Raw genomic sequence first — 19,778 nt, forward strand, 5'->3', positions numbered from 1 at the left:
CCGCCAGGAGAATCCCGATGCCCGCGACCGTCGAATTCCAGCTCGAGGGCGACTACGTCGAGCTCAACCAGTTGCTCAAGCTCGAAGGGCTGTGCGACAGCGGCGGTGCCGGCAAGGCGCTGGTCGCCAGCGGCGCGGTGCACGTAGACGGCGCGGTCGAGCTACGCAAGACCTGCAAGGTCCGCGCCGGTCAGACGGTGACCGTCGGCACCCAGGCGATCCGCGTGGTCGCCGCCTGAGCGCATGCGCCCGGCATCGGCACCGCCATGGGCGCCCGCGCCGCCGCTGGCAGCGTCGCGAGGCGTCGCGTTCAGCGCACGCTGTAGCCCGACACGCGCCAGGTGCGGTCGCCGTCGAAGCGGAACGACACCAGTTCGCGGATCGGCTGCGCCTGGTTGGCGAACTTCGTCGGCGAGGCGACGTTGAGATAGATCCCCTCGGGCACGGCCTCGCCGGCGCCGAAGCGCGAGCGGCTGACCACCGGGCGGTCGCGCTGGGCCGGCGCGCCGAGGCGGCCGCGATCGGCGGCGACCTGGCGCACGAAGTCCTCGCGCGACACGGTGCGCTTCATCGTCTCCGAGGCGCCGTCCCAGACCTCGCCGGCGCGGTTGGCGTCGATCATCTGCATGATCTGCAGCGCGGCCGCGCCGATCTCGGCGTCCTGGCGCGCGATCTGCGCCTGCTGCTCGGCGGTGAGCGCCGGGCGTTGTGCAGGCTGCTGCGCAGGAGTCGCCTGCGCCGCGGGCCGCGTCGCCGGAGCGGGCTGCTGGGCGTGGGCGGAGGTCACGGCCGCCGCGAGCGCGGCGATCGACAGGGACAGGCGCAGCTTGTTCATGGGCGTGACGCTCCTGGCGGCAGACGGGTCGAAGGGCCCGAGTGTACGCCTCGCGCGGGGGCCGGCAAGCGGGCCGCGGGCGCCCCCGGGGGATGGCGAACGGCCGGACATGGGACGGCGGTATGCTGCTGGTTTTCCCCGGGCCCACCCGCCATGCTCCACCGTGCTCGTCCTCCGGGACCGTTCCGACGATGACCGCGCCGTTGCTCGCGATCGCGGCGATCGCGCTCGGCGTGCTGGGCTGGGGCGTGGCCGCGTTCAACCGCCTGGTGCGGCTACGCAACCAGGTGCGCACGGCGTGGGCCGACGTCGACGTGCAACTGATGCGCCGGCACGACCTGGTGCCGCAGCTCGCATCGGCGGTCGCGGCCTACGCCGAACACGAACGCGCGACGCTCGAAGCGGTGACGGCCCTGCGTGCCCGGGCCGGCGCGACCGTCGACCCGGCGGCGCTGGGCGAGATCGAGACCGCGCTGGCCGCGGGTCTCGCGCGCCTGGTCGCGCTGCACGAGGCCTACCCCGCGCTCGCAGCGAGCGAGGGCTTCCTGCAACTGCAGCGCGACCTGGTCGAGGTCGAGGCGCAGCTGCAGTACGCGCGGCGCTTCTACAACGGCGCGGTGCGCGACCTCAACGACGCGGTGCAGCGGGTGCCCGACACCTGGGTCGCCCGCGCGACCGGCATCGGGCCGGCCGCGTTCTTCCAGGCCGGTGAAGCCAGCCGCGCACCGGCGGCCGTGGGCTCCGGCGCATGAGGCGCGCCTGGCTGGCGACGGCGTTGTGCCTGATCGCGTTGCCCGCCGCCTGGGCGCAGGAGCGCGTCCTGTCCGACGACATCGAAGTCCGCGTCCTCGCCGACGGGCGCCTCGACGTCACCGAACGCATCGCGATCCGGGCCGAAGGCCGCGCGTTCCGCCACGGCATCGTGCGCGACCTGCCCACGCGCTACCACGACGCGGCCGGCCGGCGCGTCCGCATCGACCTCGAGGTCCGCGAGGTGCTGCGCGACGGCCGACCCGAACCCTGGACCATCGAACGCACCGCGAGCGGCCTGCGCCTGCGCGTCGGCGACACGCGCCACCTGCCGACGCCGTCCGAGCCGGTCTACGCGCTGCGCTACCGCACGGCTCGCCAGCTCGCCTTCCTCGACGACCACGACGCCCTGTACTTCCCGGCGATCGCGCCCGGGGGCGCGGTCCCGACCGAGCGCGGCAGCGTGACGGTGTCGCTGCCCGATGCGGTGCCGGTGGACGCCCTGCGCGCCGACGGCGCCACCGGCACGCGCGACGCGCCCGGCCGGGATTTCCACGTCGCGCTGTCGTCGGCCGGCACGGTGCGCTGGACGCTCGCCCGACCGCTGCCGGCGCAGGCCGGCTGGACGGTCGGCCTGGCGTTCCCCAAGGGCCTGGTCGCGCCGCCCGACCGTCGCCAGCGCCTGGCCTGGTGGCTGCACGACCACCTCGGCCTACTGGTCGCGCTGGCGGGCCTGTCGATGCTGCTCGTCTTCTGCGCGTTGCGCCGTCGCCGGCTCGGCCGCGACCGCGCGGCCGGCCGTGTCGCGGTGCGCCACGCGCCACCGCCGGGCTTCTCGCCGGGCGGTCTGCGCTACGCGCTGCGGATGCGCTACGACGAACGCTGCCTGTCGTCCGACCTGCTGGCCGCCGCGGTCGACGACCACGTGCACATCGTCCGCGAGCGCACGCCCGGCGCGACGCACTGGCGCATCGCCCGGACCCGCGCCGGCGCGCACACGCTGCCGACGCTGGAACAGCGCGCGCTGCTGACCGCGCTGCTGCCCGGCGCGCAGGACGAGATCCGCCTCGGGCGCAAGCAGGCCGGGCGCCTCGAGGCCGCGTGGCGCGCCCACGAGACCGCGCTGCGCCGCCGCTTCCAGCCCGCGCTGTTCCGCGCCCACGGCGGCAGTCTGCTCGTGGCGCTCGCGATCGCGCTGGTCTCGGGCGGCGCCGCGCTGCTGCTGTCGGCCCGCGCCGGCACGCTCCCGCCCACGGCGGTGGCGGTCGCGCTGATGCTGCCGGTGCTGGTCGCGTTCGCGATGCTGGTCCGCGCGCCGACGCGCGAAGGGCGCCAGCTCCTCGACCACGTCGAGGGCCTGCGCCGCCACCTGGCCGGCGCCGACCGGCGCGGCGACGGCGCGCCAGGCACGGCCGATGCACCGCCGCTCGACGTCCATCGCTACGAGGCCCTGCTGCCCTATGCGGTCGCCCTCGACGTCGAGGAGGCCTGGACCCGCCGGTTCGCCGCCGCGTGCGGGGCCGAGGCGGCGACGGCAGCGGTCGCCGGCCTGCACTGGTATCGCGGCATCGCGGTCACCGACCTGGGCCGCTTCGCCCGCCCGATGGGCCAGAGCCTCGCGCGCCGGCTCGCGGCGGTGCGCAGGCGCGCCGGTCGCCGTGCCCGCACGCGACCCGACGGGCCGGATGCCGCCGCGCCGCGCTGATCCGGTCCGTGGACCGCGGACCGACGCCGCGCGCGCCGCACCGCGCCGTCAGCGTTCGAGATAGGGCGCGCCGGGGCCGCGCGTGGCGGCGACGTCGCCGGGATTGCGCAACGGGCAGGCCCGCAGCGACAGGCAGCCGCAGCCGATGCAGCCGTCGAGCTGGTCGCGCAGCCGCGTCAACTGCGCGATGCGCGCGTCGAGCTCGCCTCGCCAGTGGCGCGACAGCCGCGTCCAGTCGGCCTGGGTCGGCGTGCGGCCGTCGGGCAGCGTCGCCAGCGCCTCGCCGATCGCCGCGAGCGGGATGCCGGCGCGCTGCGCGACCCGGATCACCGCCACGCGCCGCAGCGCCTCGCGCGGGTAGCGGCGCTGGTTGCCGGCGTTGCGCGTGCTGCGCAGCAGGCCCTGGCGCTCGTAGAAATGCAGCGCCGAGACCGCCACGCCGCTGCGCGCGGCCAGCTCGCCGACCGAAAGCGCCTCGTCACCGCCCGTGCGTCGCTCCGCCATCGCCTTCCGCTTGACCTCAACAATTGTTGAGGTTTTAACCTGCTCGGTATCGAGCCGCAACCGCCAGGAGCCCCCATGACGCTGCATCCCCCGCCCGCACCGCACGCCCCCGACGGCGCCTGGCCGCACGACGATGCCGGGACCGAGACGATGCTCGCGGTCGCGCATGCGCGCTTCGGCGGTCCCGAGGCCTGGTCCCTGCACGAGGCACCGATCCCGCTGCCGGGCCCGGACCAGGTGCTGATCCGCGTGCTGTCGGCGGGCTTCGGGCACTGGGACGTGCTCGAGCGCGAAGGCCGCCTGCCCGGCGCGACCACCCCGCCCGTGCGACCGCGGATCGGCGGCGCGGAGGGCGCGGGCACCGTGGTCGAGGTCGGCGCCCGGGTGCAGCGCCTGCGCGAGGGCGACCGGGTCTGCGGGCTCGCGCCGCCAGGCGATCCGCGCCACGGATTCCACGCCCAGTTCGCGCTGGTCGACGCCGACCGCGCCTGGCGCATCCCGGCGCGGCTGCCGCTGCCGCACGCCGCGGCGCTGCCGGTGGACGGCGGCCTGGCGATGCACGCGGTGGACGTGGTGCTGGGACTGGGCACGGGCGATACGCTGGTGCTGCTGGGCGCCAGCGGCGGCATCGGGCACATGGCGCTGCAGTTCGCCCGCCAGCGCGGCACGCGCGTGCTGGCGGTGGCGTCGGGCCCCGACGGCGTCGCGCTGGCCGAGCGGCTCGGCGCGGACATGGCGATCGACGGGCGGCGCCACGACCTCGCCGCCGCGCTGCGGATCTTCGCCCCCCAGGGACCGACCGCGGCCCTGCTGACCGCACACGATGCCGGCATCGCCCGGACCGTCGTCGCGGCATTGCGCCCCGGTGGCCGCGTCGCCTGGCCGCACGGCGTGACCCCGCCGCCGCGGCGCGCGGACGTCGCCGCGACCGGCTTCGGCGCGCATGCCGGCGCGGCCTCGGTGCACGCGGCCTGCCGGGCGATCGACCGCGGTCCGTTCCACCTGCACGTGGGCACGCGCCTGCCGCTGGCACGGATCGCCGAGGCCGGACGCGCGCTCGCCGGCCATCACCTGGGCCGGATCGTGCTCGACGTGCCCTAGCCGCGCGGGCCGCCGCAACGCAGCGGACCGCGCCGGTGTCGCGACAGGCGCGGCGCCCATGGCCGACAATGGCCGGTCCCGACGAACGCCCTTCCCCCGACAACGCCCGCCGCGCGGTCCCCGCGCGTCCGACTGGATCGCCCATGCTCCGCTGGTTCGAACACCGCATCGCCCCCTTCCCCCCCGCGCCGCCCGAGCAGCCGCCGCGCACGCTGTTCGCGTTCTGCATGCACTACGTGCGCGGCAGCGGCCGCTGGCTACTGCTGATGGCGCTGTTCACGGCCGCGATCGCCGTCGCCGAGGTCGTGCTCTACGCCTACGTCGGCTCGCTGGTCGACCGCCTCGCCGCGCACACGCCCGCGACGTTCCTCGACGCCGAGGGCGGCCGGCTCGCGGCGATGGCCGTGCTGGTGCTCGTCGGCCTGCCGGCGATGACGCTCTTCAGCTCGCTGATCATCCACCAGACGCTGCTCGGCAACTTCCCGATGCGGATCCGCTGGAACGTGCACCGCTACCTGCTGCGGCAATCGATGACCTATTTCCAGGAGGAGTTCGCCGGACGCATCGCGACCAAGCTGATGCAGACCTCGCTGGCGGTGCGCGAGACGGTCATCAAGCTGCTCGACGTCGGCAACTACGTGCTGGTCTACCTCACCGGCGCGCTGGTGGTCGCCGCGTCCGCGGACTGGCGGATGATGCTGCCGTTCGTCGGCTGGGTGCTGTGCTACGCGGCGCTGATGCGGGTCTTCGTGCCCCGGCTGAGCCGGGTTTCCGAGCGCCAGGCCGACGCGCGCGCGGTGATGACCGGGCGCATCGTCGACAGCTACACCAACATCGCGACGGTCAAGCTGTTCTCGCATTCCTCGCGCGAGCAGGCCTATGCGCGCGAGGCGATGGACGGCTTCCTGGACACCGTGCACCGGCAGATGCGGCTGGTCACGATCATCAACGTCTGCAACTACGTGCTCAACATGCTGCTGGTCGCCTCGGTCGGCGCCCTGGGGCTGTGGCTGTGGCACGACGGGGCGATCAGCACCGGTGCGATCGCGGTGGCGATCGCGCTCGCGCTGCGCATGCTCGGCATGTCGCAGTGGATCATGTGGGAACTGTCGGCGCTGTTCGAGAACATCGGCACGGTGCGCGACGGCATCAACTCGATCTCGCTGGCACCCACCGTCGACGACGCGCCGGCGGCGCCGGCGCTGCCGGTCGTGCGCGGCGACATCCGCTTCGAGGGCGTGGACTTCCACTACGGACAGTCCGAGCGCAGCGTCATCGAGGGCCTGGACCTGCACGTGCGACCGGGCGAGAAGATCGGCCTGGTGGGCCGCTCGGGCGCGGGCAAGTCGACGCTGGTCAACCTGCTGCTGCGCTTCTACGACCGCGAGGCCGGGACGATCCGCATCGACGGCACCGACATCGCGACCGTGTCCCAGGACTCGCTGCGCGCGCAGATCGGCATGGTGACCCAGGACACCTCGCTGCTGCACCGCTCGGTCCGCGAGAACATCCTCTACGGTCGCCCGGACGCGAGCGAGGCGGACATGATCGAGGCCGCGCGGCGCGCCGAGGCGCACGACTTCATCCTGGGCCTCAGCGATGCCAAGGGCCGCACCGGCTACGACGCCCAGGTCGGCGAACGCGGCGTCAAGCTGTCGGGCGGCCAGCGCCAGCGCATCGCGATCGCGCGCGTGCTGCTGAAGAACGCGCCGATCCTGGTGCTCGACGAGGCGACGTCCGCACTGGACTCCGAGGCCGAGGCCGCGATCCAGGAGAACCTCTACCGGCTGATGGAAGGCAAGACGGTGATCGCGATCGCGCACCGGCTCTCGACGATCGCGGCGATGGACCGGCTGATCGTCATGGAGCGCGGCCGCATCGTCGAGCAGGGCACGCACGAGGCCCTCATCGCGGCCGACGGCATCTACGCACAGTTGTGGCGGCGCCAGTCGGGCGGCTTCCTGCAGGACGACGCGTCCTGAGCCCCGGGCGCGTGCGTCGCAGGCGCCGCCGCGCCGCGCGGCATCGCGGGACGACCGCTCAGCGCGGCGTCGGCGCCGGGATCTCGGCGCGATCGGCACCATCGGTCGAAGCGGCGGCCTCGCTGTCGTCGGCCGAGGCCTCGGATGGCCGGGCGGGCGTGTCGCCGCCCTGCGCGGTCGGATTGCGCACATCGCGCGGCCCCGGCGACGCTGGCGCCGGCTCGGCGGCGCGCCTTGGCGCCCCGGTCGGGACGCCGAGGATGCGCAGCCGGCTGGCGATGCCCGCGGCCGCCGTCATCTCCCCGACGAGGTCGAACTCCGACAGCGGGCTCTCCGACGGGCATTGCGCGTCCGGGAAGCCGAACCGCCCGCGCAGGTCCAGGCCGCAGGCGGTCATCGCCTCGACATCGCGGTCGGGCGCGTTGCAGGTGGCGTCGAACGCGCGGATGTAGGAATCGCGGCGCGCGACGAAGTCCTGCCCGCACTTGCGCATCAGCCGCAGCCGGTCGAGGTCGTCCTGTGCGGGGTTCACGCCATCCAGGCCGTAGAGCTTGAGCTCCTCGGGCGTGAGGATGCGCAGGCTGCGGTTGGGCACGGCCATCATCAGGTCGGCGACCGCGACCGCGGCGCCGTTGCGCTCCAGGTAGTCGCGCACCCGGCCGTAGACCGCGCGCAGCTCGCGGTTGAGCTCGGCCCGCGTGGACGCGCTCGAGCTCATCCGGATGATCCGGTGGATGCCGACCCGGCCCCCGATCAGCCGCGTGTCGCCACCGGCCAGCAGGAACACGCAGGCGCTGTGGCAGGCCGCGCCCTCGCGGACCCAGATCGTCCAGCGCGACTCGGCGATCACGTCGCCGGCGCGGATCGCCTCTTCGACCATGCCGCCGCTCGAGTCGAGGTCGAGCACGCGCTTGTCGATCTCCAGTTCGTCGGCGACCGCGGCCAGCCGCTGCATCAGCCGCGTGAAGTCCTGGGTCACCCGCCCCTTGAAGCGCAGCCGGAACACGCCGCGCTCCGCGCACGGTGCCATCGCCTCGCGCAGCGCCTCGCGGTCGAACGCCTTCAGCGGCTCGCCGTCGCCGGCGTTCGCGTAGTCCAGCTCGCAGCCCAGCGACGCGGTCGCGCCATCGAGCGTCATCGGCGACCAGTCCACCTCGGCCGGATCGGCCGTTTCGGCAGGCAGCGGCGCGACCTCGGGCAGGTCCTCGGTCGCCAGCGGCGCAGTGCTCACCGCGCCGCCCTCCTCCGGACTGGCGACCTCGACGGTCTCGACCGCCTGGCCGCCCGCCTCGGGCGCACGCTGGCAGCCGGCCGCGGCCAGGCAGAGGATCAACGGCAGGCACAGGCGCCAGGACGTCATGGACGCAACGGACTCCGACAAGGGATGCGACACGATCGGGCCAGTGTAGGGGCTCGGCGCGTCGTCGTCCGAATGCGGTCTGAATGCCGCCGGCCCGGCCCTGCGGCCGCGCCACGCTCGCTCAACGGGCCAGCCGCGGCAACAGCGCGGCGTGGAATTCGTCCGGCGCCTCGACCTGCGGCGAATGACCCAGCGCCGGGAATTCGACCAGTTCGGCATCGGGAATCGCCTCGGCGGCGCGGCGCCCCAGCGCCGGGTAGTCGCCCAACCGCGCGGCGATCTCCGGCGACGCGCGATTGGCGCCCGGCGCGGTGCGGTCCTTGCCGCCGATCATCAGCAGCGTCGGTACGCGCAGCGTCGCGAATTCGTGCACGACCGGCTGCGTGAACACCATCTCCGAGGTCTGGGCCTGGTTCCAGGCGACGATCTCGCCGTCCGGGCCGGCGTACATGCCGGCCAGCATGTCGACCCACCGGTCGTAGCGCGGCGCCCAGCGGCCGTCGTAGTAGAACTTGCGCTGGTAGGCTCGGATGCTGTCGGCGGTCGTCCTGCGCTCGCCTTCCATCAGCTGGTCGATCGTCGCATACGGCACGCCCTCGGCCTGCCAGTCCTCGAGCCCGATCGGATTGACCAGCACCAGCTGCGCGACCGCGTCGGGATACTGCAGCGCGTAGCGCGTCGCCAGCATGCCGCCCATCGAGTGGCCGACCAGCACCGGGCGCTCGACGCCCAGCGCCTGCAGCAGCGCGTGGGTGTTGGCGGCCAGCTGCGCGAACGAGAACTGATAGCCACGCGGCTTGCTCGATCCGCAGAAGCCCACCTGGTCGGGCGCGACGACCCGCCAGCCGTCGGCGACCAGCGCGGCGATCGTGTCCTCCCAGGTCGCGGCGCAGAAGTTCTTGCCGTGCAGCAGCACCGCCGTGCGCCCGTTGCCCGGGCCCTCGGGCCGCACGTCCAGGTAGGTCATCGACAGCGACTGCCCCTGCGAGGTCAACGCATGCGCCTGGCGCGGGTACGGGTAGTCGAAGCCCTGCAGTTCGCCGCCGTAGGGCGAGGCGGACGCGGACGCGGCCGACAGCGCGGCGAGCGACAGGACGAGCGGGAGCAGGCGCGGCATGGGCGGGGAACCTCGTACGGGGGAATGTCGACGATGATGCCATCGGCCGCCGGCGGACCGGCGGCGCGGCGGGCACAGAACCGGTTCAAGATCCGTCGCGAGCGCAGCCGGACTTTGAACAGGTTCTCAGCGCTCGGGCACCGTCCACAGGTAGATGCGGGTGCCGTCGACCTCCTGCGTGGCCTCGGGCGTCCACTGGTCGGCCATGTCGAAGGCGTGGCTGACGATGCGCGTGCCCGGCCTGAGTTCGGCCAGCAGCTTGGGCCGCAGCTTCACGTTCAGACTCTGCAGCAGGTACAGCGTGACCACCGAGGCATCGCCGATGTCCTCCTGGAACAGGTCGGCCTCCTTGAAGGTCACCAGGTCGGTGACGCCGGCCGCCTCCGCGTTCGCGTTGGCCTCGCGCACGCGCACCGGATTGATGTCGATGCCGACCGCGCGCACGCCGAAGCGCTGCGCGGCCGCGATCGGGATGCGGCCGTCGCCCGAGCCCAGGTCGTAGAGCACGTCGCCCTCGCGGACCCTGGCGAGATTGAGCATCGCGTCGACCACCCGCTCGGGCGTCGGCACGTAGATCACGTCGGGCTCGCGCGACGGCGGCGGCGCGCCCTCGGCGAACGGCGAATCGGGGCCGAGTCGGGCGGTGACCGTCGGCGCCGCGGCCGGGGCATCGGTCGCGGCCGCCGGCGGGCCGGGATCGGCGGCGGGAGGCGGCGGCGCGTCCTGCGCGCAGGCCGTCATCAGGGCCGGGATCAGCGCGCAGAGCGCGAGCGCGGTGCGGGATGGGTTCGATCGGATCATGGCGATGCCTCCTCGGGGCGCGTGGACGGTCGGAGCAGCAGCAGCAACAGCCCGCCGACCGCGAGCACGGCCACGCCGACCAGCGCGCCGCGCCCGGTGTAGGCGAGGCTCGCATACAACAGGTAGGCGCTGGTCGCGCAGAACAGCAGCGGCAGCACGGGATACAGCGGCACCCGGAACGGGCGCGGACGGCCGGAATCGCGACGGCGCAGGACGAACAGCGCGATGCCCACCAGCAGGAAGAACAACCAGAACACCGGCGCGGTGTACTCCACCGCGACCTCGAAACCATCGCGCGCGAACGCACCCAGCGCGACGAGCGCCAGCGCCAGCACGCCCTGGACCACGATCGCCGCGCGCGGCGCGCCGCTGCGCGCGTCCCAGCGCCCGATGAAGCCCAGCGCCGGGAAGTCGCGACCCACCGCGTACACGCTGCGCGCGCCGGTGATCAGCGTCGCGTTGGCCGAGGTCAGCGCCGCCGCCACCACGATCGCGCTCATCAGCACCGCGCCGGTCGACCCGAACACCCGCCCCATCACCTCGGCCGCGACGGCGTCGTGCTCGGCCATGCCGCCCAGGCCGAGCACGCGCAGGTAGGCGAGATTGACGAGCACGTACAGCGCGGCGACCGCGACCAGGCTCAGCACCAGCACGCGCGGCATCCAGCGCCGCGCGTCGCGGACCTCGGCGGTGATATAGACGGCCTCGTTCCAGCCGCCGTAGGTCAGCAGCACGAACACCAGGATCAGCCCGACCGCGCTGTCGCCGCCGCTGCCGGGCACCGGCGCGATGTCGCCGGGCGCGAACATCAGGCCCGCGACGACGATGACCAGCACACCGGCGACCTCGGCGACCGTCAGCCACGTCTGCACCGTCGCGCTCTGGCGGGTGCCGAGCCAGTTGATCGCCGACAGCGCGACCACCGCGATCGCCGCGTACAGCGGCGATGACCAGGGACCGACATCGAACAGCTGGGCCATGTAGTCGCCGACGATGAAGCACAGCAGCGCGATCGACCCGGTCTGGATCACCGACATCCGCGCCCAGGCGAACAGGAACGCCGGTCGCGGCCCGTAGGCGCGTCGCAGATACGCGTAGTCGCCGCCAGCCTGCGGGTAGGTCGTCGCCAGTTCGGCGTAGCACAGCGCGCCGACGATCGACAGCAGGCCGCCGGCGACCCAGGCGAGCAGCATCGCCAGTTCGCTGCCTGACGCGCCGGCGACGAGCGAGGGGGTGCGGAAGATGCCGGCGCCGACGACGATGCCGACCGTGATCGCGAACGCATCGCGCGCGCGCAACGTGGCGCGCGGGGGCGCAGGGTCGGCCATCGCGGGCCGGCGTTCGCTTGCGTCCATGAGGGTCCAGAGTGACGGAGGGCCGCCGTCGGCGGACCGGCGGCGCGGAACTGCTGGGCCGTCCGATTCAACCATCGCCACGATTGCGACGATGTGAACGCCGCGCGATACCGCAAGCGCGGCGTGGTCGTGTAGGCGCGCGCTCGCGCGCGATCGGGACTTGCCGGCACAGCCCTCGCGCGCGAGCGCGCTCCTACAGTGGGCCCGTGCTCTTCGTGCAGCACTGCACGGCGCGCGCGCCTACACGCGCGGATCGGGGCGCTCGTCGCGCATCGCCTCGAGCACGCCGAACAGGCTGCGCAGGTCCTGGGCGTTGTGCAGGCCGACGCGGCGCAGCTTGTCGGCGCTGCCGCCGCGCAGGTAGGCCAGCCACGCGGCCGGCGCCTCGCTGCCGGGCAGGTCGTCCTCGCGCAGCACGCCGAGCAGTTCGCGCTCGACCGTCGCCAGCCGGCAGTTGGCCCAGACGCCGCGATAGCGTCGCCGTACCGGATGCAGCAGGTCGACGTGGCGCAGGTCGATCAGCGGATCGCGCAGCCGCGCCAGGCGGTAGCGCGTGGTCAGCAGCGGGCGGTCGTAGCTGCGGCCGTTGTAGCTGACCAGCACCGTTTCGGGCTTCAGCCACTTCGAAAACATCTTGAGCATCTCGCGCTCGGCGCCCAGCGTGGTGATGCACAGCTGGCGGATGCGCAGCCGGCCATCGACGAAGTCCGCCGCGCCGATCATGAAGGCGCGCGTGCCGGTGCCGCCGGCCAGACCGGTGGTCTCGGTGTCGAATGCCAGCAGGTCGCCGCGCCGTGCGGTGTCGTGGCGGATGTCGCGCAACGCGAGTTCCGCGTCGTCGTGCGGCCAGGCGGCGACCTGCTCGAGATAGCGCAGGCCCGGTGCGATCTCCTCGCCAGGCAGCGTGCGGTCGACCGGCGCGGCCGGACGCGGCGCCATCGCCGGCGCGCGCAGCTTCATCAGCTTGCGCAGCTGCTCGGCGACGACTTCCGGCGAGCGCTGCGCGTCGGCGCGCGGCCACTGCGCGCGCGGCGGCAGCGCGGGCGCCATCGGCCGGGCCGGCGCGACGCTCGGCAGCGCCGTACCGGCCTGGCTGCGCAGCAGCCCCAGGCGGCGGGCGAGCGCGCTCACGGGCGCACCCTCATGCGGCCGCCAGCAGGTCGATCACGCGCGCGGCCAGCTGGCGCGGCGTGCGCTCGGCGTCCTCCTCGGACGCGAGGATCGGCCCGACGCAGGCCGGGCAGCCGGCGCGACAGCCGCAGCCACCGATCAGGGCCGCGGCCTGCGCCAGCAGTTCGTCGCGGCGCTCGAACAGCGGCGAGGACAGGCCGACGCCGCCGGGATAGTTGTCGTAGAGATACAGCGTCGGCGCGAAACGGCCGATGCCGGCGATGTCGAGCGCCGCGCCCTCGCCGTCGCGCAGCTGCCCGCGGCCGCGCTGGTCGGCGGTCGCGAACCACGTGCCGTCGCCGCTGCCGACCGCCTTCTGCAGGTCGCGACCCTCGGCCATCACCGCGACCTGCGCGACCAGGTGCAGCGCATACGAGGCGCCGAGGAACCCGTCGAGCGCCTCGTGCCGCGCGTCGAACGCGGCATCGAGCGCGCGCTGCGGCAGCTGCCACCACACCGCGCTGGTGTGCAGTTCCTGGTCGGGCAGGTTGACCGGCCCGTAGCCGATGTTCTCGTGGGTGTGGAAGCGGATCTTCTTGTAGCCCGACACCCGGCGCACCACGTGCACCTCGCCCAGGTGCGCGCTGCCCTGCCCCGCATCGGCCTGCTCGGCGTCGTCGAGCACCTTGAGCTTGGTGTAGTCGATCGCGTCGGTGTAGTAGTCCACATGGGTGCGCTGCACATAGGCCTTGCGGCCCTCCCAGTCCAGGCGTTCGACCTGGAACGGCTCGGACTGGATCATGTGGATCGCGCCCTCGTACAGGGTGAGCGCGGCGGCCGAGTAGTCGACCTCGGCGATGATCGTCTGCCGGCCGTCGGTGCGGTCGACGACGACGAAGTTGCCGTCGGCGACCGAGCGCAGGTTCACCGCCTGCGCCGGATAGCTGTCGGCGATCCATTCCCAGCGGTCGCCCTCGTGATGCAGCACGCCCGACTCGGCCAGCACCTCCAGCCACGGCAATGGCGCGACGGGGCCGAACATGTCGCCGTCGACGAACGGCAGCTCGAACGCGGCGCAGCGGATGTGGTCGAGCAGGATCAGCGGCTGGTCGGGCTCGATGCGCGCGTGCTCGGGGTTGGCCTGCGCGAAGAACTCCGGATGGCGCACCACGTACTGGTCCATCGGCTCGGAACTGGCGACCAGCACGCCGACCGAGGGCTGCTGCCGGCGGCCGGCGCGACCGAAGCGCTGCCACGTCGCCGAGATGCTGCCCGGATAGCCGTTGAGCACGACCACGTCGAGGCTGCCGATGTCGACCCCCAGTTCCAGCGCCGAGGTGCTGACGATGCCGTCGATGTTGCCGGCGCGCATCTCCCGCTCGGCCGCGCGGCGCTCGGTCGGCAGGTAGCCGCCGCGGTAGGCGCGGATGCGGCGCGGCTTGCGCGGGTCGTGGTCGAAGACCTCCTTGAGGTACTTGGTCAGCACCTCGACCATCAGCCGGGTCTGGCAGAACACCAGCGTCTTGAGGCCGGAGCGGATCGCCAGCCGCGCGATCCGGTTGGACTGCGACCGCGCCGACGCGCGCAGGCCCAGGTCCGGATTCACGACCGGGGGGTTCCACAGCAGCACGTGCTTGTCGCCGCGGGGCGCGCCGCCGTCGTCGATCGCCTCGAGCTGCGCGTCGTCGACCTCGACCAGCGCGCGCCCGTGCTCGCGGGCGTTGCCGATCGTCGCCGAGCACAGGATGAACTGCGGGGTCACGCCGTAGAACGCGCACACCCGCTTGAGCCGGCGGATCACGTTGGCCACGTGCGAGCCGAACACGCCGCGATAGGTGTGGATCTCGTCGATCACCACGTAGCGCAGGTTCTCGAAGAACTGCGCCCACTTGGTGTGATGCGGCAGGATCGCCTGGTGCAGCATGTCCGGGTTGCTGACGACGATGTCGCCATTGATGCGGATCGCCTGGCGCGCGTCCCCGGGCGTATCGCCGTCGAAGGTCGCCGCGCGCAGGCCGAGTTCGCCGGCGGCGTTGAGTTCCAGCAGGTCGGCGACCTGGTCCTGCGCCAGCGCCTTGGTCGGGAACAGGTACAGCGCCTTGCTGCGCGCGGCGATCGCCGCCGACAGCACCGGCAGCGTATAGCACAGCGACTTGCCCGACGCGGTGGGCGTGGCGACCACCACGTGGCGGCCGGCCTGGGTCGCGGCCCAGGCCTGCGCCTGGTGGCTGTAGAGCCGGTCGATACCGCGGCTGCGCAGCGCGCGCGCCAGCGCCTCGGGCACGTCGCCCGGCATCGGCGCGTAGCGGCCGGGCTGGCCGGGCAGCAGCAGGCTGCCGGTGATGCGCCCGGGGTACTTGGCCGACAGCTTGGTCGCGAGCGCGGTGCCGGCGGGCACGTTCCCGGCTGGCATCGGCAACGCATCGGGCTTGAGGATCGCGTTCAGCGGCTGGCTCCAGGCAGCGTGGCGGGCCGAGAGCCTGCCCGGCGCCCGTCTCACCGCACGAGACTGCGCCGCTGCCGAAGCTGGCGCAGGGCAGCGGCAGTCTCCATCCGCCTGCGGCCGGGCGACCATACGTGTAGGAGCGCGCTGGCGCGCGAAGGGGGATTTTCCTGGAACGCCCCATCGCGCGCGAGCGCGCTCCTACAGGGGCGGACCACCTGGACGCGCGGGGTCGGACAGCCGGGACGCGTGTGGACGATAGGCGGCGGGCGCGGGGGACGGACACGCGGCACGCGTGGATCGGGCGACACGTCCGCTTCACGGCACGGGAATCGGCCCGCCCCTAGCATCGGCCGTCCATACTCCCGAGGACACGCAGATGCAGAATCTCGACGGCAAGACGATCGCCATTCTCGCCACCGACGGCTTCGAACAGTCGGAACTCGAAAAGCCCCTGCAGGCGCTGCGCGAAGCCGGTGCCCAGGTCGACGTGGTGTCGCCGGGCGATGCGACGTCGATCAAGGGCTGGGACCAGAAGGACTGGGGCCGCAGCGTCGACGTCGACGTGCCGCTGTCGAAGGCCGATGCCGGGCGCTACGACGCGCTGGTGCTGCCCGGCGGGCAGATGAACCCCGACACCCTGCGCAAGGACGCCGACGCGGTCGCGTTCGTGCGGACGTTCGGCCAGAGCGGCAAGCCGGTCGCGGCGATCTGCCACGGCCCGTGGCTGCTGGTCGAGAGCGGGCTGGCGAAGGGCCGCAAGGTCACCTCCTGGGCGTCGATCAAGACCGACCTCGTCAACGCGGGGGCCGACTGGCAGGACGCCGAAGTCGTCGTCGACGGCAACCTGATCACCAGCCGCAAGCCCGACGACATCCCGGCGTTCAACGACGCCATCGCCACGGCCGTGGCCGGCTGATCCGGGGCCCGCTCCGATGGCGACCGAACTGCAGATGCTGACCGGGTCGATCGTGCTCGGCCTGGTCCACGTGCTGGTCGCGGCCGGGTTCTCCACCGCCCAGCGCGGCATGGCCTGGAACGCGGGCAACCGCGACGGCGCCGTGCCGCCGCTGACCGGGGCCGCGCAGCGGCTGTCGGCGGCGAGCCGCAACTTCCTGGAGACCTTTCCCTTCTTCGCCGCCGCGGCGCTGGCCGTGGTGCTGACCGATCGCGGCGATGCCGCGACCTCGCTGGGCGCGCAGCTCTACCTGTGGGCGCGGGTGGCGTACCTGCCGGTCTACGGCATCGGCATTCCCTACCTGCGCAGCGCCATCTGGGCGGTGGCGACAGTGGGCCTGGTCATGGTGGTGGCTGGCCTGTTCTGACCGTGCGCGGCGCCTGCCCGCAGGCGCCGCGTCGATCGTCGGCGATGTCGTCGAACCGCCGTCACGATGTCATCGAAATCCAACATCGGGTTCACGGAAAACAGACGAAGTGCCCCTTAGCCTGCGCGCTCCCGATCACCGGCAGTCTCCGATGGCCCGTCCCGAATCCGACCGTACGCTGGTGCTCTCGCTGGGCCGCAACGGGCGCGCGTCCTATCCCGAGCGGCCGTGGGAGGAGATCGAGCCGGTGCTGCGGCGGGTCTGGGAATTCGACGGCCGCCTGCGTGCCTGGCACGACGTGCGCGCCGAAGTGCAGGCCGCGTGGAATGCCAGCGGCGAGCCGCGCGCGCGCCGCGCCCGCCGGGGCATGGCGCAGACCGCGACGGTCGCTCGCACGCTCTGACCCTGGCATCCGGCGGCTGGGCCGCACTTCGCGCACGCCAGGCATTCCGCATCCGGCGTCCCGCATGCCCGTCCGGCACCGCGCCGTACCGTCGTCGTCCTTCGACGCGCAAGCGATGTCGGCCGGCCCGGCCTTGCCGCCCGCATGACGGGGCTGCCTGCATGGTGGTCGCCCGGCTACCGACTGGAGACGCACGATGAGCAAGGCCAACCCCACCCGCCCGAACGCACCCGCAGACGAATCCTCGCTGCGCGACCGCGAGGACCTGCCGCCGACGGGCGGCCCGCCGCTGAAGGACCCGCGCTCGCAATCGGCGATCGACAACATCGGCCTGGACGATCAGGCCGACCTGCTCGATCCCGAACTCGACGACCAGATCGGCGACCGCGATGCGGACGGGCGCTCGTTCGCCGACGACGTGCGCAGCGACACCGGCGTCGAGAACGGCGAACCGAAATGACCCGATGCATGCGCCCGCCGGCCGTTCGGCCGCGGGCGCATGCGCAATGGGCGTTTCGTCAGCGCACGGGCCGCCGGTACAGCGCGGCGTTGATGCACGAGAAGACGCTGACGACGAACCAGCCGAACGGCAGCAGCGACACCGTCAGCAGCCAGGTGATCGCGAACGCGATGCAGCCGGCGAGGAACCACAGCACGGCCGACAGCAGCCGGCCCTGCACCAGTTGGCCCAGTCCGGGCACGATGAAGCTGCAGATCGCGGCGATGACGTTGCCCGCCGAACCCTGTCCACTCATGGATCGAACCTCCTGAAGAATGCGATGACGCGGATGGTCCGCGATCGACGCGCGGCGCTACGTGAATGCGCCAGCCGATGCGCGGGCGCAGCGGTCAGCCGGCGACCGACATCGCCCAGCCGGCGAACACCGCGGTGGCCACCACTGGCACCGCGAACCACCAGACGCTGAGCCACGGCGACTTCGCGACGTAAAGCGCGATCAGCACACCGAGCACGACCAGCGTCAGCCCCGGCAGCCCCCAGATCGACAGGTCGAGCAGCGACATCTGGAACGGCGTGGGATCGGCGCGGTTGGCCAGCGCACCGCCGACGAACACCGTCAGCATGAACTGGAAACCGACCAGGCCCACCAGCACCACGCATCCTACGATCAGCATCCACAACGGCATCCGGAACTCCTTGTGCGGCATCGCCGGCCGGGCGCCTGGCGACTGTGGCCCGAGTCTAGCGCGCACGCCGCGGCGACCGCACCAACGAGAACGGGCGCATCCCGGAGGATGCGCCCGTCGGGCGTCGCGCGGATGCCGGACTCAGCCGACGCGGAAACGGTCGTTGTCGTCGCGGCCGCTGTCGGTGTACTCACCGCTGGTGTAGCGGTCGTGCGAGACGTAGGCGTCCTGCACCGCGGCCTTCGCGCGATCCCACTCCAGGCGCGAATTGCCGCGGCGGGTCGTCCAGTCGCGCCCCAGTTCGCCGGCGAGCGTGTCGTCCCAGGCCCGGTCGGCGTGGCGCGAGCGGGCGTAGGCGCCGTAGCGGTAGGCCGGCTGATAGTCCTCGTAGGTGTCGTCCGCACTGCGGTACGGCGCGTTCTCGAAGGCCTCGGCATGGTAGGCGTCGCTGCGTCCGTAGAGGTCGTAGGTGCGATCGGTGCGCTCCCACGCGTCGCGGACGGCCGGCTGCGCATCCTCCCATTCCAGCTTGGACTCGGCCTTGGCCGATTCCCAGTCGCGGCGCAGCTGCGCTTCCGACTCGTCCCAGCCGCGGGTCCGGTCGGCCTCGCGCGCCTGCAGGCCGAAGCCATAGGCCGGCGCATAGTCGCGATCGTAGTCGTGCTCGGGCTTGACGTACGGCCGGTCGCGGTGCGCCTCGCGCCAGTACTCGACCTCGCCGGTCGGGTCGATCCGCTCGGCCACGCCCTTGCCGATCGCCGCACCGGCGACCACGCCCACGGCCGCGCCGATCAGCGTGCCCACCGGGCCGAAGATCGTGCCCGCCGCCGCGCCGGCCGCCACGCCGCCCGCAGTGCCGCCCACGCCGACGCCGACCGGGTGTGCGCCCGGAGCCTTGGTGATCGGGTCGCGGTTGAGGTCGCGGCCGCCGTCGCGGATCTCGTCTTGCTTGGTCATCTGCCTGCTCCGTTGGTGGAAGGTGCCGCCACCGTGCGGGGACCGGCATGAAGCCGCCGTGGGGGAATCGGGAATGCGCGGTCGCGGCGTTCAGGTGTCGCCGCCGGACAGGTCCCTGGCCTGCCCGGCCGCCGGGCGCGGGCGCGGGCGCTGCAGCTTCGGCAGTGCACCGACGACCAGCAGCGCGACGATCGTGGTGACGAGCGCCACCATCTCCTGTCCCATGCCGGCCGCCATGCCGATCGCGGCGGTCATCCACACGCCGGCCGCGGTGGTGAGCCCTTCGATGCGCTCGTCCTTGTCCAGCTTGAGGATCGCGCCGGCCCCCAGGAAACCGATGCCCGAAACGATGCCCTGCATCACGCGGGTCACGTCGGCGCCCTCGATCTCGGCCAGCAGCGGCGCGAGCACGAACAGCGCCGACCCGATCGACACCAGGATGTGGGTCTTCAGACCCGCGGCGCGGCCCTTGTGCTCGCGCTCCCAGCCGACCATGCCGCCCAGCAGCGCCGCGACCAGCACACGGACCACGATCGTGGTCAGCGTGTCGGGATCGGGCAGCGCCAGTTCGCGCGCGACCGCATCGGCGATCTGGTCGAACGCGCTCATCGCGCTCCCCCGGCGTCTGCGGACGGGCTGACGTGGACGGGCGGGATCGGCATCGGGCAACTCCATGGTTGGACGTGCGCAGGACGCTAGCGCGCCGCGGGTCTGGCCTCGGTGACGGCGCGCGGCGAGGCCTGCGCATGGACCGGGCGGAACGATGCGTCCCGGCCGGCGGCGCGGCGCGCGCCTTGAAAGCCCGCGTCGCGCGCGTCAGATCGGGACCTCGTTCCCGTCCGGAGATCCGCGATGCCCACCCTGTTCGATCCGCTGACCGTCGG

The 19,778-nt window shown here is 73.2% G+C and carries 22 protein-coding genes; 9 read left to right on the forward strand and 13 right to left on the reverse strand.

All coding sequences use genetic code 11. The features are described 5' to 3' along the window. Positions 1–17 precede the first annotated feature (17 nt). Positions 18–239, forward strand: a complete 222-nt coding sequence (locus WQ56_RS05695; protein ID WP_047136114.1) for an RNA-binding S4 domain-containing protein — start codon at positions 18–20, stop codon at positions 237–239. A 71-nt stretch (positions 240–310) separates the two neighbouring features. On the opposite strand, the gene WQ56_RS05700 is transcribed toward WQ56_RS05695, so the two are convergent. Beyond that, entirely contained in the window at positions 311–835 is a 525-nt protein-coding gene (locus tag WQ56_RS05700) for a DUF4019 domain-containing protein (RefSeq protein ID WP_047136115.1), read from the reverse strand. A gap of 191 nt (positions 836–1,026) precedes the next feature. On the opposite strand from WQ56_RS05700, the gene WQ56_RS05705 reads away from it, so the two are divergent. Then, entirely contained in the window at positions 1,027–1,587 is a 561-nt protein-coding gene (locus tag WQ56_RS05705; RefSeq protein WP_047136116.1) for a LemA family protein, read from the forward strand. Continuing rightward, positions 1,584–3,290, forward strand: coding sequence for a DUF2207 domain-containing protein (locus WQ56_RS05710; protein WP_047136117.1), 1,707 nt, complete (start codon positions 1,584–1,586; stop codon positions 3,288–3,290). Before WQ56_RS05705 ends, WQ56_RS05710 begins: the two co-directional genes overlap by 4 nt. A 48-nt stretch (positions 3,291–3,338) precedes the next feature. On the opposite strand, the gene soxR is transcribed toward WQ56_RS05710, so the two are convergent. After that, positions 3,339–3,794, reverse strand: a complete 456-nt coding sequence (gene soxR, locus WQ56_RS05715) for a redox-sensitive transcriptional activator SoxR (RefSeq protein WP_047136118.1) — start codon at positions 3,792–3,794, stop codon at positions 3,339–3,341. Positions 3,795–3,869: 75 nt separating this feature from the next. Between soxR and WQ56_RS05720 the strand changes: the two genes are divergently transcribed. After that, positions 3,870–4,895, forward strand: a complete 1,026-nt coding sequence (locus WQ56_RS05720; protein WP_052772867.1) for an NADP-dependent oxidoreductase — start codon at positions 3,870–3,872, stop codon at positions 4,893–4,895. 143 nt (positions 4,896–5,038) lie between these two features. Continuing rightward, positions 5,039–6,877, forward strand: coding sequence for an ABC transporter ATP-binding protein (locus tag WQ56_RS05725; protein WP_047136119.1), 1,839 nt, complete (start codon positions 5,039–5,041; stop codon positions 6,875–6,877). 58 nt (positions 6,878–6,935) lie between these two features. Here WQ56_RS05725 and WQ56_RS19455 read toward each other — a convergent pair whose 3' ends face one another. From WQ56_RS19455 to WQ56_RS05755, 6 genes are all read right to left on the reverse strand, one after another. Next, positions 6,936–8,237, reverse strand: a complete 1,302-nt coding sequence (locus WQ56_RS19455) for a hypothetical protein (RefSeq protein WP_052772868.1) — start codon at positions 8,235–8,237, stop codon at positions 6,936–6,938. 121 nt (positions 8,238–8,358) lie between these two features. Next, positions 8,359–9,354, reverse strand: a complete 996-nt coding sequence (locus tag WQ56_RS05735; protein ID WP_047136120.1) for an alpha/beta hydrolase — start codon at positions 9,352–9,354, stop codon at positions 8,359–8,361. Between the two features lie 126 nt (positions 9,355–9,480). After that, positions 9,481–10,155 carry a class I SAM-dependent methyltransferase gene (locus WQ56_RS05740; RefSeq protein WP_197076436.1) on the reverse strand — a complete coding sequence of 225 codons (675 nt, stop codon included), beginning with the start codon at positions 10,153–10,155 and terminating at the stop codon, positions 9,481–9,483. Further along, the gene (locus WQ56_RS05745) at positions 10,152–11,483 is read right to left on the reverse strand and encodes an amino acid permease (RefSeq protein ID WP_156170374.1); all 1,332 of its coding nucleotides are present in this window, start codon (positions 11,481–11,483) and stop codon (positions 10,152–10,154) included. Before WQ56_RS05745 ends, WQ56_RS05740 begins: the two co-directional genes overlap by 4 nt. A gap of 267 nt (positions 11,484–11,750) precedes the next feature. Beyond that, positions 11,751–12,641 carry a ribonuclease H-like domain-containing protein gene (locus WQ56_RS05750; RefSeq protein WP_047136122.1) on the reverse strand — a complete coding sequence of 297 codons (891 nt, stop codon included), beginning with the start codon at positions 12,639–12,641 and terminating at the stop codon, positions 11,751–11,753. 10 nt (positions 12,642–12,651) lie between these two features. Next, complete coding sequence (locus WQ56_RS05755; protein ID WP_047136123.1) at positions 12,652–15,033, reverse strand: DEAD/DEAH box helicase; 2,382 nt, start codon at positions 15,031–15,033, stop codon at positions 12,652–12,654. Between the two features lie 409 nt (positions 15,034–15,442). Here WQ56_RS05755 and WQ56_RS05760 point away from each other — a divergent pair, with 409 nt between their 5' ends. From WQ56_RS05760 to WQ56_RS05775, 4 genes are all read left to right on the forward strand, one after another. Beyond that, positions 15,443–15,982, forward strand: coding sequence for a type 1 glutamine amidotransferase domain-containing protein (locus tag WQ56_RS05760; protein WP_047136124.1), 540 nt, complete (start codon positions 15,443–15,445; stop codon positions 15,980–15,982). A 16-nt stretch (positions 15,983–15,998) separates the two neighbouring features. Beyond that, positions 15,999–16,388 (forward strand): MAPEG family protein, encoded by a 390-nt coding sequence (locus WQ56_RS05765; RefSeq protein WP_047136125.1) that lies wholly within the window; start codon positions 15,999–16,001, stop codon positions 16,386–16,388. A gap of 151 nt (positions 16,389–16,539) precedes the next feature. Further along, positions 16,540–16,791 carry a hypothetical protein gene (locus WQ56_RS05770; protein ID WP_047136126.1) on the forward strand — a complete coding sequence of 84 codons (252 nt, stop codon included), beginning with the start codon at positions 16,540–16,542 and terminating at the stop codon, positions 16,789–16,791. 196 nt (positions 16,792–16,987) lie between these two features. After that, entirely contained in the window at positions 16,988–17,251 is a 264-nt protein-coding gene (locus tag WQ56_RS05775; protein ID WP_047136127.1) for a hypothetical protein, read from the forward strand. Positions 17,252–17,309: 58 nt separating this feature from the next. On the opposite strand, the gene WQ56_RS05780 is transcribed toward WQ56_RS05775, so the two are convergent. From WQ56_RS05780 to WQ56_RS19255, 5 genes are all read right to left on the reverse strand, one after another. Next, on the reverse strand, positions 17,310–17,546 hold the full coding sequence (locus tag WQ56_RS05780) for a hypothetical protein (RefSeq protein WP_047136128.1): 237 nt from the start codon (positions 17,544–17,546) through the stop codon (positions 17,310–17,312). 94 nt (positions 17,547–17,640) lie between these two features. After that, a complete protein-coding gene (locus tag WQ56_RS05785; protein ID WP_156170376.1) occupies positions 17,641–17,937 on the reverse strand; it encodes a hypothetical protein in 297 nt (98 codons plus the stop codon). Positions 17,938–18,078: 141 nt separating this feature from the next. Further along, positions 18,079–18,894, reverse strand: a complete 816-nt coding sequence (locus tag WQ56_RS05790) for a hypothetical protein (RefSeq protein WP_047136130.1) — start codon at positions 18,892–18,894, stop codon at positions 18,079–18,081. Between the two features lie 90 nt (positions 18,895–18,984). Beyond that, on the reverse strand, positions 18,985–19,503 hold the full coding sequence (locus WQ56_RS05795) for an MgtC/SapB family protein (RefSeq protein ID WP_047136131.1): 519 nt from the start codon (positions 19,501–19,503) through the stop codon (positions 18,985–18,987). An 86-nt stretch (positions 19,504–19,589) separates the two neighbouring features. After that, positions 19,590–19,778 (reverse strand): hypothetical protein (locus tag WQ56_RS19255; RefSeq protein WP_231583361.1); only part of this gene is annotated, 189 nt, incomplete at its 5' end.

This window comes from Luteimonas sp. FCS-9 (genome assembly GCF_001014645.1).
Classification (GTDB): domain Bacteria; phylum Pseudomonadota; class Gammaproteobacteria; order Xanthomonadales; family Xanthomonadaceae; genus Luteimonas.

Excerpts from the sequence above, each read along its gene's own strand:
- soxR (WP_047136118.1), bottom strand. The coding sequence starts at position 3,794 with ATGGCGGAGCGACGCACGGGCGGTGACGAGGCGCTTTCGGTCGGCGAG.
- WQ56_RS05765 (WP_047136125.1), top strand. The coding sequence starts at position 15,999 with ATGGCGACCGAACTGCAGATGCTGACCGGGTCGATCGTGCTCGGCCTG.
- WQ56_RS05775 (WP_047136127.1), top strand. The coding sequence starts at position 16,988 with ATGAGCAAGGCCAACCCCACCCGCCCGAACGCACCCGCAGACGAATCC.
- WQ56_RS05760 (WP_047136124.1), top strand. The coding sequence starts at position 15,443 with ATGCAGAATCTCGACGGCAAGACGATCGCCATTCTCGCCACCGACGGC.
- WQ56_RS05705 (WP_047136116.1), top strand. The coding sequence starts at position 1,027 with ATGACCGCGCCGTTGCTCGCGATCGCGGCGATCGCGCTCGGCGTGCTG.
- WQ56_RS05790 (WP_047136130.1), bottom strand. The coding sequence starts at position 18,894 with ATGACCAAGCAAGACGAGATCCGCGACGGCGGCCGCGACCTCAACCGC.
- WQ56_RS05745 (WP_156170374.1), bottom strand. The coding sequence starts at position 11,483 with ATGGCCGACCCTGCGCCCCCGCGCGCCACGTTGCGCGCGCGCGATGCG.
- WQ56_RS05755 (WP_047136123.1), bottom strand. The coding sequence starts at position 15,033 with ATGCCAGCCGGGAACGTGCCCGCCGGCACCGCGCTCGCGACCAAGCTG.
- WQ56_RS05695 (WP_047136114.1), top strand. The coding sequence starts at position 18 with ATGCCCGCGACCGTCGAATTCCAGCTCGAGGGCGACTACGTCGAGCTC.
- WQ56_RS05720 (WP_052772867.1), top strand. The coding sequence starts at position 3,870 with ATGACGCTGCATCCCCCGCCCGCACCGCACGCCCCCGACGGCGCCTGG.
- WQ56_RS05785 (WP_156170376.1), bottom strand. The coding sequence starts at position 17,937 with ATGCCGTTGTGGATGCTGATCGTAGGATGCGTGGTGCTGGTGGGCCTG.
- WQ56_RS05725 (WP_047136119.1), top strand. The coding sequence starts at position 5,039 with ATGCTCCGCTGGTTCGAACACCGCATCGCCCCCTTCCCCCCCGCGCCG.
- WQ56_RS05710 (WP_047136117.1), top strand. The coding sequence starts at position 1,584 with ATGAGGCGCGCCTGGCTGGCGACGGCGTTGTGCCTGATCGCGTTGCCC.
- WQ56_RS05770 (WP_047136126.1), top strand. The coding sequence starts at position 16,540 with ATGGCCCGTCCCGAATCCGACCGTACGCTGGTGCTCTCGCTGGGCCGC.
- WQ56_RS05740 (WP_197076436.1), bottom strand. The coding sequence starts at position 10,155 with ATGATCCGATCGAACCCATCCCGCACCGCGCTCGCGCTCTGCGCGCTG.
- WQ56_RS05780 (WP_047136128.1), bottom strand. The coding sequence starts at position 17,546 with ATGAGTGGACAGGGTTCGGCGGGCAACGTCATCGCCGCGATCTGCAGC.
- WQ56_RS05700 (WP_047136115.1), bottom strand. The coding sequence starts at position 835 with ATGAACAAGCTGCGCCTGTCCCTGTCGATCGCCGCGCTCGCGGCGGCC.
- WQ56_RS05795 (WP_047136131.1), bottom strand. The coding sequence starts at position 19,503 with ATGAGCGCGTTCGACCAGATCGCCGATGCGGTCGCGCGCGAACTGGCG.
- WQ56_RS19455 (WP_052772868.1), bottom strand. The coding sequence starts at position 8,237 with ATGACGTCCTGGCGCCTGTGCCTGCCGTTGATCCTCTGCCTGGCCGCG.
- WQ56_RS05735 (WP_047136120.1), bottom strand. The coding sequence starts at position 9,354 with ATGCCGCGCCTGCTCCCGCTCGTCCTGTCGCTCGCCGCGCTGTCGGCC.